This is a genomic window from Heyndrickxia sp. FSL K6-6286 (assembly GCF_038630395.1).
Classification (GTDB): Bacteria; Bacillota; Bacilli; order Bacillales; family Bacillaceae_C; genus Heyndrickxia; species Heyndrickxia oleronia.
Genome location: NZ_CP152029.1, coordinates 4,759,338 through 4,774,274 on the forward strand (window position 1 = coordinate 4,759,338; position 14,937 = coordinate 4,774,274).

General features: G+C 35.6%; 9 protein-coding genes and 2 pseudogenes. 4 read left to right on the forward strand and 7 right to left on the reverse strand.

What is annotated here, in order from left to right; translation table 11 throughout:
* Window positions 1–4: 4 nt before the first annotated feature.
* A complete protein-coding gene (gene rlmD, locus MHI39_RS23945; protein WP_342540386.1) occupies window positions 5–1,378 on the reverse strand; it encodes a 23S rRNA (uracil(1939)-C(5))-methyltransferase RlmD in 1,374 nt (457 codons plus the stop codon).
* Window positions 1,379–1,650: 272 nt separating this feature from the next.
* On the opposite strand from rlmD, the gene MHI39_RS23950 reads away from it, so the two are divergent.
* Window positions 1,651–2,984 (forward strand): IS3 family transposase gene (locus MHI39_RS23950; protein ID WP_342540387.1). Its coding sequence is split into 2 segments (ribosomal slippage): window positions 1,651–2,098 and window positions 2,098–2,984, totalling 1,335 coding nucleotides; the frame shifts between segments, so codons are not numbered across the junction.
* A 100-nt stretch (window positions 2,985–3,084) separates the two neighbouring features.
* Here MHI39_RS23950 and MHI39_RS23955 read toward each other — a convergent pair.
* Window positions 3,085–4,440: pseudogene (locus MHI39_RS23955) on the reverse strand (arsenic transporter).
* Between the two features lie 440 nt (window positions 4,441–4,880).
* On the opposite strand from MHI39_RS23955, the gene MHI39_RS23960 reads away from it, so the two are divergent.
* Window positions 4,881–5,390: a MerR family transcriptional regulator gene (locus MHI39_RS23960; RefSeq protein WP_259548309.1), complete on the forward strand. Its 510-nt coding sequence runs from the start codon at window positions 4,881–4,883 to the stop codon at window positions 5,388–5,390.
* A gap of 296 nt (window positions 5,391–5,686) precedes the next feature.
* Here MHI39_RS23960 and htpG read toward each other — a convergent pair whose 3' ends face one another.
* Window positions 5,687–7,564, reverse strand: a complete 1,878-nt coding sequence (htpG, locus tag MHI39_RS23965; RefSeq protein ID WP_259548311.1) for a molecular chaperone HtpG — start codon at window positions 7,562–7,564, stop codon at window positions 5,687–5,689.
* Window positions 7,565–8,033: 469 nt separating this feature from the next.
* On the opposite strand from htpG, the gene MHI39_RS23970 reads away from it, so the two are divergent.
* Complete coding sequence (locus tag MHI39_RS23970; protein WP_259548313.1) at window positions 8,034–8,528, forward strand: GNAT family N-acetyltransferase; 495 nt, start codon at window positions 8,034–8,036, stop codon at window positions 8,526–8,528.
* A gap of 38 nt (window positions 8,529–8,566) precedes the next feature.
* Here the strand turns inward: MHI39_RS23970 and MHI39_RS23975 are convergent, their stop codons facing one another.
* The 3 genes from MHI39_RS23975 to MHI39_RS23985 are packed head-to-tail and all read right to left on the reverse strand — an operon-like array spanning window position 8,567 to window position 11,952.
* The gene (locus MHI39_RS23975; RefSeq protein WP_342540388.1) at window positions 8,567–10,033 is read right to left on the reverse strand and encodes an amidase family protein; all 1,467 of its coding nucleotides are present in this window, start codon (window positions 10,031–10,033) and stop codon (window positions 8,567–8,569) included.
* A gap of 51 nt (window positions 10,034–10,084) precedes the next feature.
* Window positions 10,085–10,984 (reverse strand): ABC transporter permease subunit, encoded by a 900-nt coding sequence (locus MHI39_RS23980; RefSeq protein WP_058004510.1) that lies wholly within the window; start codon window positions 10,982–10,984, stop codon window positions 10,085–10,087.
* A complete protein-coding gene (locus MHI39_RS23985; protein WP_278891357.1) occupies window positions 10,981–11,952 on the reverse strand; it encodes an ABC transporter permease subunit in 972 nt (323 codons plus the stop codon). Before MHI39_RS23985 ends, MHI39_RS23980 begins: the two co-directional genes overlap by 4 nt.
* A 230-nt stretch (window positions 11,953–12,182) precedes the next feature.
* Here MHI39_RS23985 and putP point away from each other — a divergent pair.
* Window positions 12,183–13,663, forward strand: a pseudogene (gene putP / locus MHI39_RS23990) (sodium/proline symporter PutP).
* Between the two features lie 52 nt (window positions 13,664–13,715).
* Here the strand turns inward: putP and MHI39_RS23995 are convergent.
* Window positions 13,716–14,912, reverse strand: a complete 1,197-nt coding sequence (locus tag MHI39_RS23995; protein ID WP_342540389.1) for an ABC transporter permease — start codon at window positions 14,910–14,912, stop codon at window positions 13,716–13,718.
* Between the last annotated feature and the right edge of the window lie 25 nt (window positions 14,913–14,937).

The following is a 14,937-nucleotide window of genomic DNA, read 5'->3' on the forward strand; positions in this document are numbered from 1 at the left end:
CTATTTATTCTTTTAATTTTATCAACGCACAGCACTCCACATGCGTCGTCTGCGGGAACATATCCACCGGCTGCACTTCAACCGTCTGATATGCCCCATCCTCCAATATTCTTAAATCTCTCGCTAATGTAGCTGGGTTACAAGATACATAAACCACTTTCTTTGGCTTCATATCAATAATGGTTTGCAATAATGTTTCGTCACAGCCTTTACGCGGTGGATCAACAACAAGAACATCGGCAGTGATGCCTTCTGAATACCATTTAGGAATAACTCTTTCCGCTTCACCGACAGCAAATTCAACATTGGTGATTCCATTTAATGCTGCATTTCGTTTGGCATCTTCAATCGCTTCAGGAACAATTTCTACTCCATAAACCTTCTTCGCCTTTTCGGTTAAGAATAATGAGATTGTTCCGATACCGCAATAAGCATCAATAACTGTTTCTTGACCGGTTAGACCTGCGTATTTTAAGGCTTGATCATAAAGGACCTTCGTTTGTTCTGGATTGACTTGGTAGAAGGAGCGAGCTGAGATGGCAAATTTGATGTTACCGATATAATCATAGATGACTTCTTCTCCCCAAAGTACATTTGTTTCTGGTCCAAAAATGACATTTGTACGCTTCGTATTAATGTTTTGAACAATAGATTTTACACCAGGTATTTGTGTTGTGATTTCATCGATAATTGCTTTTTTATTCGGGAGATCTGCGGTCCGTGTAATAAGTACGACCATGACTTCTCCGGTTTTCATTCCATAGCGAGCCATTATATGACGTAATGTGCCTTTATGTGTTGCTTCGTTGTATGCACGAACTCCATGTTTTCCACAAATTTCTTTTACCATTTGGATGACTGTGTCGTTTTTCTCTTGTTGAATGAGACAAGCTTCCATATCGATAATATCGTGGCTGCGATGCTGATAAAATCCGGCAATTAGTCCGCCTTCTCTGTCACCGACAGGTACCTGTGCTTTATTGCGATAACGCCATGGATCTTCCATCCCTAGGACCGGATGAACTGTTACATTTTCAATTTTACCAATTCTTTGTAGTACATCTTTTACTTGTTTCTGTTTTGCCTTTAGTTGACCTGAATAGCTCAGATGCTGTAGTTGGCATCCTCCACATTCCTTATAGATCGGACAATCTGGTGTGACCCGGTCTGGACTTGTTTCATATAACTCAATGAGACGGCCAAATCCATATCCTTTATTGACCTTAATTACTTTAATCTTTGCTTTTTCTCCTGGCAATCCATTAGGAACAAAGATGGGATAGCCATCTACTTTAGCAACACCATGGCCATCATGTGTGAGATCGACAAAGGTTACATCTATATAATCATTTTTCTGGACGGGTAGCTGAATTTTCATTGTTTTCTTCCTTTGCTAAAACCAATTTATGATGTCACGATTGTATCACACAACTGTTTGGGATGAAAATTTATTAATCAAACGTTTGATTAAATGTGAAATTGCTTTAGTATTAACCATTTTACACTTATGTTAATAAATATATAGTGAATGGAAAAAGACCTCCATCTAACATAACAGATAGAGGATCTTTTTGGGGTTATTTTGAAGCATCCTTTACTGAACTGCCCCGTGAATGTTAGACACCAAACTAACATTTGCGGGGTGTTTTTATGTCCAAATTTACATTCGAAAAGAAATTAGAAATGGTTCAAAGATATTTAAATAATGAGGGAGGTTATAAGTCCCTCGGTAAAATATATGGAATTTCGCATAATCTCATTAAAAAATGGGTTTTACAGTATCAATATAATGGTGAGGAAGGGCTTATTAAAAGCTATACAAACTATACAGTTCAGTTTAAACTAGACGTACTTAATTATTTGAACGAACAAGGGACGTCTCTGTATGAAACAGCAGCCATTTTCAATATTTCAGCACCTAGTACTATTTTGGATTGGAAGCTGAAACTTGAAACGGAAGGATTAGATGCCCTTAAATCGAAGAAAAAGGGGCGTCCATCCATGAAAAAAGAGACAAAGAAATCTACTCAACCAGTAGAGGGATCATTAGAGGCCTTACAGGCAGAAAACGAACGATTACGAATGGAGAATGCCTACTTAAAAAAGTTGAATGCTTTAGTTCAAATGCAGGAAAAATTACAAACAAAATCAAAGCGCAAGTAATTTTCGAACTAAAGGATGAGTATGAGGTTGTGGATTTAGTTGAAGTCGCTGACATTCCACGCAGCACGTATTATTATTGGGAAAAACGGTTAAATCAACCTGATAAATATGAGAAATTAAAAGAAGCTATCAACGAGATCTATCATGAACATAAAGGTCGTTATGGGTATCGTCGTATTACGAAAGAGCTAAAAAAAAGAGGGTTTCAACATGATCCCAAAACCATCAATCGGTTAATGAATGAAATCGGTTTAAAATGCTTGGTACGCATGAAGAAGTACCGTTCTTATAAAGGAAATGTAGGCAAAATCGCTCCGAACGTTTTAAAACGTGATTTCTCTACCGAGAAAATGAATCAAAAATGGGTAACCGACGTTACAGAATTCCACCTATTTGGTGAGAAACGTTACCTCTCTCCAGTACTGGATTTGTGTAATGGCGAAATAATAGCGTATACCGTCATGAAACGTCCGGTTTACAAATTGGTGGGCGATATGTTAGACCAAGCGATTGAACATCTTCAGCCAGGAGACCAAGTAACTCTTCATTCAGATCAAGGTTGGCATTATCAAATGAAACAGTATCAAAAAACATTAGAACAGCACCAAATTACACAGAGCATGTCCCGAAAGGGTAACTGTTTGGATAACGCAGTTATGGAAAATTTCTTTGGCTTATTAAAGTCCGAACTCCTTTATCTACAGGAATTTGACAGTATTGAACACTTTGAACGGGAATTAGCGGACTATATTTACTATTACAATCACAAACGAATAAAGGCAAAATTAAAAGACTTGAGTCCGGTGGAGTACCGAACTTAAGTCTTAAAAGTTGCATAAAAAATATTTGTCTAACTTTAATGGGTCAGATCATTACGGGTGCTTTTTTATTTTTTATTCATTTACTCCCTCCTACCTCTCCTTAAGTAAATATCATTTGTACCCAATAGAATAATAGGAATAGGGTAACGATGGTAGTTAACGGGATGACTATCAGTGATACATTCAAATAATCCTTCCATTTAATTTTAATTTTATTTTGTCTTAGAATATGCATCCAAATTAATGAAGCGAGTGTTCCAATTGGTAATAATAAAGATCCCATATCACTGCCAATTATATTTGCTAAATAGATAGTTTTTAGTGTAACGGGATCAAGTCCCATTTCCGTTAATGTAATGGTTCCAATCATTAATGCGGGGTGATTATTAAACAAATTCGATAGGATAGATACTAATCCCCCCATAATAAAACTGGCATAGAACAATCCCTGGTTCACTATCGGTTCGCAAATTTTCACGAGAAATTCTGTTAAACCTGCATTATGAAGCCCGTAAATAATCACATACATAGAAAAGGCAAATATGAGTATATGCTAGGGTGTTTTCTTTAATATATCAACAGGATTAGTTCGCAAATAGTACCATCTCCACACTAACAATACGACTGAACCCAATACTGCAACAATTTCGATAGGAATGGAGAAATACGAGGCAATGAATAATAAGCATCGCATGATAAACACAAAAAATAGTAATTTCAACATGAATGTTGTCCGTTTCTTTTTTGAATTAACATCTATGCCACCTTTTAAAGGATGAAAATGCTTGATGAAAAACATTGCTTCTAAATCATATTTCGTATTTGGCAATTTTTTTGGTAATGTTCGTTTTAACAATATAAACATTAATCCTGACATAAAAAGTAGTCCTAGTGTAGCTGGGATAAACATCATAGCGGTATGCATATACAGAGACATATGAACAATTTTCAAAGCAATTAAATTAACAATATTGCTTACTCCAATTGGCGCACTAGAGGCAGTAGCTATTAATGCACCGCTTAAAAGGTAGGGGATTTGCTGGTGTGGTTTAAGACTGAGATTTTTTAATAGAAGTATCAGAATAGGAGTTGTAATTAATATGCTACCATCATTATTAAATAGAAGTGTCATCAAAAAACATAATAGTTGGATAAACCAGTATAATCGATATCCTGATCCTCTCGCTAAGCTTGCAAGTTTTGCTGCTGCCCAGTGAAAAAAACCAAAGCTTTCTAATATAACCGCCATAACAATCGTAGAGATAATCGTAATGGATGCACCACCGATCTTACTGATAATGTCTTGTATATCTCTACTTGATACAACGCCTGTTAGTAATATAATTAAAGCCCCAATTGAGGCAGGCCATGCTTCATTTATTCCTTTTGGTCTCCAGAAAATAATCAGCATAGTAATGAGAAAGACAAAACCTGTGATGAAGATGTCATAATTCATATAAACCCTCCTTTCTTCTTCAACATCTAGATCCCTATCTTTACATGTCCGTTTACTTATATTTATATTCCCCCTAGAAATTGTTGTAATAGATACTTATCCAAGTCTATTTAAATATACGGTTGTCTTTCTACTAAATCTGTCTTGTGAAGAGAAAAGTCTATATAAACAATTCACATAAAATTCCTTGTAACCAAAGTAAATATTCGTTTTTGAAAAGCCTGTATTATAGCTTGAAGCTTATGGTCTAGCAAGACAAACGGAGTGGAGGAAGATTCGTCTTCTATGAATAATTGTCTAATTGTATACATTAGGGTTGTTCAAATATTCGACAATAGCGAAAAACTTCCACTTTCTTTGCCGAAGTGGTACTAGTTTTGTCGTATGCAAAGGATTCCTTTAGTCAAAGTAGAATAATCTAAAGAAAAGGAGGGATTTACTTGAATACAGCAAGTGTAGCGAAATTATTAGGTGTCTCACATAGCACGATTCAACGATGGATTAAACAATTAGAACTGGAAATTAATCGAAATGATTTGGGTCATTTCGAATTTAGCGATGAAGATATTGCGATGTTTAAACAAATACAAGCAGAAATTCAAAAGGGAAAGCTCCTCCACGATATTAATTTACCTTTTAAAAAGGTACGCAAAGGAAAGAAAACTCAAAGCGATCAACCTACTACCAATACCCTTCATGAAAAATTAATCCAATTAGAAGGTCAAATAAACGGAAAGGCTGATAATGTTGTCAGCTATCAACTTTTATCACATAGAAGGGAAATTGAGGATTTAGAGAATGAAATGATCAAGCTAACGAATCGTATAGAACAATTAGAGAAAAAACTATTTGAAACTCAGCAACAGAGTCAAACAGACACCCAACCAGTCGAATTTCGAGAGCGTGGAAAACGGAAAGGATTTTTAAAATTATTTAATATTCTGGGATAAATATAGAAGTAACATGATCGTTCTAAATGGTCGATCCTTAATTAAATGGTTCTTTCACTTTTTGAGTGATTCGCTCTTTTTTTGAATGGTCTACATCTTTTTTTGATTGCTCTCTTCCTTTTTTTGAGCGGTCTCTCTTAAAATGATCGTTTATGATCTTTTTTTGAATAGTTCACTCCTCCTCTTGAATGTTCAAAACCATTTTTAAGCGGTTCAATATCCAAAGTCAAATTTATGATCGTTCTATCATTTAAAAAGCTTTGCTCCGTAAAGGAACAAAGCTTTTACATCAACGATCAAACCATCACTTTACAAATATCATTTGTAAATTCAACTGGGTCATTGATTGGCAGACCCTCGATAAGAAGAGCTTGATTGTAAAGTAGATTTGTAAATAGTTTCACTTTTTCTTTATCCTGTTCAAAGGCAGTTTTTAAGGAAGAGAACACTTCGTGATTGACGTTAATTTCTAGAACCTTATCTGCTTTCACAGTTTGATTGTTTGGCATGGCGCTGAGAACTTTCTCCATTTCAATGGATACTTCGCCTTCCGCTGTTAGACAAACAGGATGGGATTTTAAACGCTTGGAAGCACGAACATTTTTAACTTTCTCACCAAGTACTTCTTTCATGTAATCAAAGAGCTCTTTGCTTTCTTTTTCCTCAGACTCTGTTTGTTTTTCACTTTCTTCTTCAATACCGAGATCACCACTAGAAACAGATTTGAATTCTTTTTCTTTGTAGTTCATTAGCATTTTGATTGCGAATTCATCTACATCATCAGTGAAATAGAGGATTTCATATCCCTTTTCAGAGACAAGTTCGGTTTGAGGAAGCTTGTCAATTCGGTCAATGGATTCTCCTGTTGCATAGTAAATATATTTTTGGTCCTCAGGCATTCTTGAGACATATTCATCTAATGTAACAAGCTTTTTCTCCTTCGATGAATAGAACATAATTAGATCTTGGAGGACTTCTTTATCCTGTCCAAAGTCATTGTAAACGCCAAATTTTAATTGTCGACCAAAGGCATTATAGAATTTTTCATATTTCTCACGTTCATTCTTTAAGAGGCTTTCCAATTCACGTTTGATTTTGCTTTTAATGTTTTTCGCAATGAATTTAAGTTGCTTATCTTGTTGTAAAATTTCACGTGAAATATTTAGGGATAGATCTTCTGAATCGACCATACCTTTTACAAAGCCAAAGTAGTCTGGTAATAGGTCTGAGCATTTTTCCATAATTAATACACCACTGGAATATAGCTCTAATCCCTTTTCAAATTCTTTAGAATAATAGTCGAATGGAACATTTTCTGGAATGTATAATATCGCATTATATCGTACTGTACCGTCTACTTTAATATGAATATGCTTCAATGGTTTGTCAAAGCCGTACCGCTTTTCTTGATAGAAATTTTCATAGTCCTCTTCGGTAAGCTCACTTTTGTTTTTTCGCCAAATCGGAACCATGCTATTAATTGTTTGTTCCTCTGTGAACTCTTCATATTCATTTTCGCTGCCTTCTTTTAGACGGCTGCTTGTCATATCCATTTTAATTGGGTAGCGAATGAAATCAGAGTACTTTTTAATAATCGCTTTTAAACGATACTCATCTAAATACTCATCAAATTGTTCATCCTCAGTGTTTCCCTTGATTTTCAAGGTGATTTCTGTTCCCACGGACTCCTTCTCACATGGATCAATCTTATATCCGTCCGCACCTTTAGATTCCCATTTATATGCTTCTTCACTACCTAAAGCTTTACTGACAACTGTTACTTCATCTGCTACCATAAATGCAGAATAAAACCCTACACCAAATTGACCAATAATATCATGGCCATCCTTTGCTTCGTTTTCATTTTTAAACGCAAGAGAACCACTCTTAGCGATTGTACCAAGATTGTTTTCGAGATCCTCTTTTGTCATCCCAATTCCGGTATCAGAGATTTTCAATAAGCGGTTTTCTTTATCCGCCTCAATTTTAATATAATAGCTATCTTTATCAAATGTTAATGCTTCATCCGTTAATGCTTTGTAGTAAATTTTATCAATAGCATCACTAGCATTCGAGATTAATTCTCTTAAAAAAATCTCTTTTTGAGAGTAAATGGAGTTAATCATCATTTCTAATAATCGTTTAGATTCTGCTTTAAATTGTTTCTTTGCCATATGAATATCTCCTTCCTATTAATAAACTATATATTCCATTTTAGCACTCTCACACAAAGAGTGCTAACCATATTTTAAATATCATAAAAGATAGCTCATGTCAATTTGTTAAATCAATAGCTCCTTTCAAACTATTTTTTCTTCTTTAATCAAGAATTCTATTTAGGTAAAGTTTTAACTAATAAATATAGTTAAAGAACTTCAACCTGCTCCATTTCACTGAGAAATGAGATGCAAACTTCCAAAAGAACTGCTGAATTCATTACTAGGTGTAAAAGCCCACGGTAGGCTTTTTACAAAGTAACAAACGTAAGAAAGCTGGCTTAATCAAACGTTTGTTTAAAGACATAAACGATTGATAAATGTACTATTTTCATTACTAATCAAACGTTTGTTTAAAAATAATTACAGGAAAAAAGCTCTTTTCCTAGAAATATATTTACTATCAAAATTGAAAGGAACATCATATATGAAAATTAGAGAGATTCAACCGTCTGATGCCAAAGACTTTAGCCATCTATGTCAGGAAATCGACAAGTCAGGATTTATGCTTTATGATCCGGGTGAAAGAATGATTGATATTGAGATGGAAGAGAAAAGAATAAAACGTATTTTAGGGGATGATCGTTCAACGATTTTAGTCGTTGAAGAGAATGAACAGCTGATTGGATATATGATTGCGATAGGTGGCAGTGTAAAGCGCACAAGACATTCCGCCTATCTCGTTTTAGGAGTATCAAAGAAACATCGTGGAAAAGGAATTGCCAAGCAATTATTTGAAGAAATGTTTCGATGGGCAAAGGAAAGAGAATTTACAAGACTTGAGTTAACTGTAATAAAAGATAATGAAAATGCCTTTCGCCTATATAGAAAAATGGGCTTTATTATTGAAGGTGAAAAGGTCCATTCCTTAATGATTGATGGAAACCCGGTCAATGAATACTATCTTTATAAATTAATATAAAAACATGGGAAACCCGTCTGTGGGCTTCCCTGTTTTAGTTATGAAAATAATGGTCTTCTTCTAAACCCCCCTGCCTTTTCAAAGGCATATCCTAGTTTTATTAATGTCCCTTCCTTAAATGCCCCTGAAGCCAATGTGATTCCAAATGGACGGCCATTTTCCATGAATCCGGCGGGAAGTGCAATAGATGGGTAGCCAGCTTTAGCACAGATTGTAGATCCTACATATGCAGGAAAGAGAATGGCATCTAATTGATAGGTTTCTATAGCTTCATCAATCCCTTTATCACGTGCATAATATAAATCCTCTAGTTTGGCCAATAAGTAATTTGATTCTCTTAACGTATTTGTTAGTTCTCCTCTTATCTCGAGCTTATCTTGGCCATATTTTAATGTTCTCTCAGGACTCTCTCGATTATACTCAATTAACTCTCTAATACTATGTACCGGAAAATGAGCCGGTAGATGGTTAAGAAAGTTTGCTAGACTATGCTTTAGCTCATAATAGTTAACAGACCAACTCCATTCTCGATGAAGGGAGGGAAGATCAATATCGACAATCATTTTTGCCCCTGCTGATTGCATGATTTGTATCGCTTGCTGAAATAAAGCTTCATCATACTCCCCTGGCATGAAAGAATCTTCTGTTACTTGAGTAAATACACCAATTCTTGTCCCTTTTAATCCTTGTTCATCTAGGAAATGTGTATAGTCCCCATCGAACATTCCTTCACTTTTATATGTTGCTGGATCCTCTGAATCTACACCTGTTAACATCCCTAATAGAATGGCTGCATCTTCTACTGTTCTTGCCATCGGTCCTGCTGTATCCTGCGAATACGTAAATGGAATGATTCCTGTACGACTAATAAGACCAGTTGTTGGCTTAATGCCCACTACCGAGTGCTGAACGGCTGGACTTAGGATAGAGCCATCTGTTTCCGTTCCGATAGCTGCTGCTGTAAAATTAGAGGCAACAGCAGCTGCAGAGCCTGTACTTGAACCACCAACAAAGAATTCAGAGCCATACGGATTGACCACCTGTCCACCTCTTGAGCTATATCCTGCCCACATTTTACTAGACATTCCATTCGCTAATTCAGTCATATTTGCCTTTCCTAAGATCACCGCTCCTGCTTGTCGCAGCCTTTCGACTAGAAAGGCATCCTTTTTCCCTACATACTGCTCAAGTGCCAATGTTCCCGCACTCGTATGCATATTGTCCTTCGTTTCAATATTATCCTTTAATAAAATGGGAATGCCGTGAAGAACACCTCTTGAACCTTTCATTTTCCGCTCATGATCCAATCCTTCTGCAATAAAAATGGCATCCGGATTGATTTCAAGAACAGAGTTGATCCTTGGTCCGTCCTGATCATATTTCGCGATTTTATATAGATAGTACATGACCAGTTCCTTTGATGTAAGTTCACCTTTCTCCATCGATTCTTGAAGTTGCGTAATTGTACGTTCTTCGATAATTGATTCCTTTAATAAAAATTCCATATCCTTACCCCATTCACTTTATAATCACTGTCGCCTTTCTTCCCTATATATTTAAAAATACCGTACCTCATTCTGCTCAAATAACTGTCTCAATCCCTTACCAAGTTGATTAAAGGCCAGAATCGCTAATGTTATCGCCACACATGCAGCAATCGGAATCCAAGGCTTAGAAAATATATCAAATGTGACATCTTTAAAAAGCAGTGGCCACGCATTTGAATCATTAATGACTTCTGCGGTTAATTCTCCAACAATTTCAATTCGATGCACGAGGAAAACATTAATAATCCCTAGTTGTCCGAGTAGGAACATATTTCTTCCAATATCTAAAACTAGATTTACAATCAAATCAGGCAAAAGAAAAGGAAAATAGTGACGAGTAAACATTCCACGATTATTTGTTCCAATAGATGTAGCCGCTTCAATAAATGGCTTTTTAGAAATCGTATATATCGTATTTTGGATTAATTGTCCAACCCTCCCCACTTCGAGCAATGCAATAATGACAATGACTAGAATGGTTCTATGAGGAGAATACATAATATATGGTAGATTGACGATAAGCACCACCATAAAAATGATTGGTACAAACGAAAAGATTTTATTATAGAAATCTAGTAATCTACTAGTTGATTGATAGAAACTTGCAAAAAGTCCAAAAGGGACAGCAATTAAATAGCGAATTAACGTTATCCCGATTACACTGTATAAAACTTCTTTAGTCCCCATAATCAAACGACTTAAAATATCTCTTCCCTCTGAATCCGTCCCTAATAGATTCATACTAGACGGGGAAAAAGCAGGAACCTTAAGTGACCCATTATCCATCTTTCGTACTCCTTCTGTCTTTAATTCTTGATCGACAAAAGGAAGGTAAGGGCCAGCAATAGCAATGAATAGAATAATAGAAACTAAACTGATACCTATAATTAATGATTTATTTTTCTTCATTTCTCTATAGTGGCCTCCCTTCTAAGCAATATTGAATGGATCATATCACTCACTATTTTTGTTAGTAACACAATCGTAGTGAACAGTACGATAAACTCCACAACAATTGGAATATCTATATTCATGCTGGAGCCTATACTAAATTGTTTTGGGACATGAAATGCCTGGTAAAATCGGTATGCACCTCCACGATAACCTGTTAGAAACTCAACAATGAATAGATTGGATAAAATATACAGCACTAATGTATTAATTTGCCCAACAACACGAATCCAGCAATTATTAAGCATATGCAAGTAGATAATTTTTTTACTAGATGTCCCCTTACCAATTGCTGTTCGCACATAGTCCCTTCCACTTTCAGAAGAGAGATAATTTTCTGTTATTCTTGCGATGTAAAAGGTCGGATAGATGGACAAAAATCCTATGGCAAATAATTTATTAGTTAGTGTCTCACTCCCATACAATTTAACGTGAGGAAAGCCTAAATCGATTAGAGCCATGATTCCAACCTGAATGGCAATGATGACAAAAAAATCAGGAACAGATAAAAAAAAGGAAGTAATCTTCTCCCCAAATAGATTGAATGCCTTTTTGCCTACTTTAAAATCATAGATCCCCTTTACTACACCAAAAATAAAACTAATAATAATACTAGGGAGTAAAATATAGATACTTTTTTTCGTATATCTCCATACTTCAAATTCGACAGAAACACCATATTCTGTTTGACCCAAACTTCTGTTTTTAATTGCATATGAAAAAAAATCAGTAATATTATTTTTATAACTCTCCCATGAAAAGGTAGTGATATTTTTTTCATATTCTTCCGTCATTTCTACCCGTGATTTTGAATAATCGATCTTACTATCTCCTCTTGGAAGAAGAATAAGCAAGATTAAGATGGTTGTCACAAACAGCCATAATAATAGTGTTTTACATAATTGAAGCACTAATTTTATAGCCATAACCCTACTCCCCCCTTTTTAGCAAATTTCGCTATTCATTTACATTTTTCACACTTTTCCCAATTATAGGTATATTACTTTTTGTAATGCAACCTTTATTTATCCTTTACTGATAATTTTATATATCTACTCTTTTCCTAACATTAGTAATTTTAAAAATACATTTTTTGCGCTATAATGAAAAGGCATTCAGAATGTGTAATTTATACAACTAGAAGGAGATGATCATGATGACAGATGATGCATACAAACTGATAGCCATTGGTCTTTATATGGTATTGATGCTATTAATTGGTTTTTACGCATACCGCAAACAAGTAATTTAACTGACTATATGCTAGGTGGACGCTCATTAGGTCCAGCCGTTACTGCCTTAAGTGCAGGAGCTGCAGATATGAGTGGTTGGTTGTTAATGGGACTTCCAGGTGGCTTATATTTAAACGGATTAGCCGATGCCTGGATTGCCATTGGATTAACGATTGGTGCTTATTTAAACTGGGTATTAATTGCCCCACGTCTACGTTCCTATACACAGGTTGCCAATGATTCTATTACGATACCATCTTATTTAGAAAACCGATTCAAAGATTCTACGAAATTATTAAGAATTGTTTCGTCTTTAGTTATTTTAATATTCTTTACTTTCTATGTTTCATCAGGAATGGTATCCGGGGCTGTTTTCTTTGAAAGCTCCTTCGGGTTACACTATAAAACAGGCCTATTTATTGTAGCTGGGGTCGTCGTGGCCTATACATTATTCGGAGGTTTCCTTGCTGTTAGCTGGACCGATTTTATTCAAGGTCTCATAATGGTGATTGCCTTACTTCTTGTACCAGCAATCGCAATCTTTAAAACAGGAGGTCCTGCGGAAACATTTGAAACCATTCGCTCAATTGATCCGACTTTACTTAATTTATTTAAGGGAACCACTGTGCTAGGAGTTATTTCTGCTCTTGCATGGGGGCTTGGTTACGTAGGACAGCCACATATTATCGTACGCTTTATGGCAATTAAAACGGTTAAAGAAACAAAAAGTGCTCGAAGAATTGGAATGGGCTGGATGATCCTTTCATTAGCGGGAACATCATTAACAGCTTTGATCGGAATTGCATACTTTCATAATATTGGTGCACCATTAGGTAAAGCAGATGCTGAAACAGTGTTTATCCAATTAGGGCAAATTCTTTTCCATCCGCTTATAGCAGGACTTGTTCTTGCCGCAGTACTAGCAGCTATTATGAGTACAGTATCCTCTCAATTAATCGTTACTTCTAGTGCCTTAACCGAAGATCTATATAAATTAATGTTCCGTCGTAATGCCTCAGACAAGGAATTAGTTTTCTTCGGAAGAATGGCTGTTCTCGTTGTAGCCATTGTTGCGGCTTTATTAGCATTTGATCATAATTCGACTATTCTTAAGCTTGTATCTTATGCATGGGCTGGATTCGGTGCATCTTTTGGACCAGTTGTATTCCTAAGCCTATTCTGGAAAAAGATGAATAACTGGGGGGCCATCTTTGGAATGGTTACAGGTGCAGCTACTGTTATTATCTGGTCTAATCTTGGACTCAGTGACACCTTATATGAAATCGTTCCAGGATTCATAGTAAACCTCATCGTAAGTATTGTCGTTAGTTTAGCTACCTATAAGCATAATGGGGAAATTGAAAAGGAATTTGAACAAAGCAAACTATTATTAAAACAAGAATAAACATAGATGGGCTGTCTGTTGACAGCCCATTATTGTATACTCGGGATTGTTTTTACTGTGATACAGAGACTTTTTCCCTTAATACTCCTGCACTAGATTTCTGAAATGCTACTTTAATTATTACAATAACAACAGACACCAATGATATGAGTAGTAAAATCATCATATTTAATGCTAATTTTTCTCCACCAAATATGACCGTATAATAACCATCTGCAGCGTAGGTTGCTGGGAGTAGAGAACCGATTGATTGATAAAAATTAGATAGCATCACTTTAGGAACGATCACTCCCGAGGTAACTAGTTGTAGTGAAAGAACGAGGATATTGAACAGCATTCCCCCAGGTCCAAATAATACCACAAACATCTGAGTTAAACTTAAAAAGGAAAAGTAGACTAACAATTGAAAAACCCCTGTTTCTATGAAGGTTCTTTGCAGTTCAATATTGAAAGCTGCCATTAATACAAGTGAGATTACTGTCAACAATAGGGCAACACCTGCATTTATAACTATTCTTGCTAGTAAGACCCTCCATTTACTATAGCTTGGTTTTAATTTGATTGATGCCATATAAACATTGAGACTCATAATCATCGATCCAACAAAGGAAGCAAGTACAATCATCATTGGAACCATTGTCGCAGCAAATCCATCTACATGATTTGTCTTTTCAACAGATGGCTGGACTGATTGAATACTCAATGATTGTAGTGCTGACTCTATATTTTTGGTAAGACTTTGTGCAAGCTCCTTTGAAGAAATAACAGTAGTCATCTGTTCGGGTGCTTTAGAAAGAATAAGCTGTTGCTTATACATATAGACATTTTCATTCACACTTTGTGTAATCGTATTTGCAGCCACATCCATTAATTGTTTCGCCAATGAAGCATTTGCCTGATTAATGAAGTATTTAAGATCTGTTCTTCCCTTTTCTTGAATCTCGCTTGAAAAGCCTTTGGGTACTTGCATCACCATATCCAATTTCCGTTGGTTCATATCCTTTTGGGCAGACTCAATTGTTTGGTATATTTTTATATCAAATGGAATGTTTTTCTCCATTTCCTTTTCTATCACTAAACCCATTTGCTTATCCTCATTAACAAAACCAATTTTTAATTGATCAATTCGATCATTCACTCCATCATACGCAGTCATCCATACACAAAAGAAAATGAGCAGGAAGAAAAATGCTGCTCCTAGACCAATAAATGTTTCAGATTGCTTAAAAAACTGTTTCATCATAGTCATTTTTTATTCCTCCCTAATTAAAGCA

Excerpts from the sequence above, each read along its gene's own strand:
- rlmD (WP_342540386.1), bottom strand. The coding sequence starts at position 1,378 with ATGAAAATTCAGCTACCCGTCCAGAAAAATGATTATATAGATGTAACC.
- htpG (WP_259548311.1), bottom strand. The coding sequence starts at position 7,564 with ATGGCAAAGAAACAATTTAAAGCAGAATCTAAACGATTATTAGAAATG.
- MHI39_RS23970 (WP_259548313.1), top strand. The coding sequence starts at position 8,034 with ATGAAAATTAGAGAGATTCAACCGTCTGATGCCAAAGACTTTAGCCAT.
- MHI39_RS23975 (WP_342540388.1), bottom strand. The coding sequence starts at position 10,033 with ATGGAATTTTTATTAAAGGAATCAATTATCGAAGAACGTACAATTACG.
- MHI39_RS23980 (WP_058004510.1), bottom strand. The coding sequence starts at position 10,984 with ATGAAGAAAAATAAATCATTAATTATAGGTATCAGTTTAGTTTCTATT.
- MHI39_RS23985 (WP_278891357.1), bottom strand. The coding sequence starts at position 11,952 with ATGGCTATAAAATTAGTGCTTCAATTATGTAAAACACTATTATTATGG.
- MHI39_RS23995 (WP_342540389.1), bottom strand. The coding sequence starts at position 14,912 with ATGACTATGATGAAACAGTTTTTTAAGCAATCTGAAACATTTATTGGT.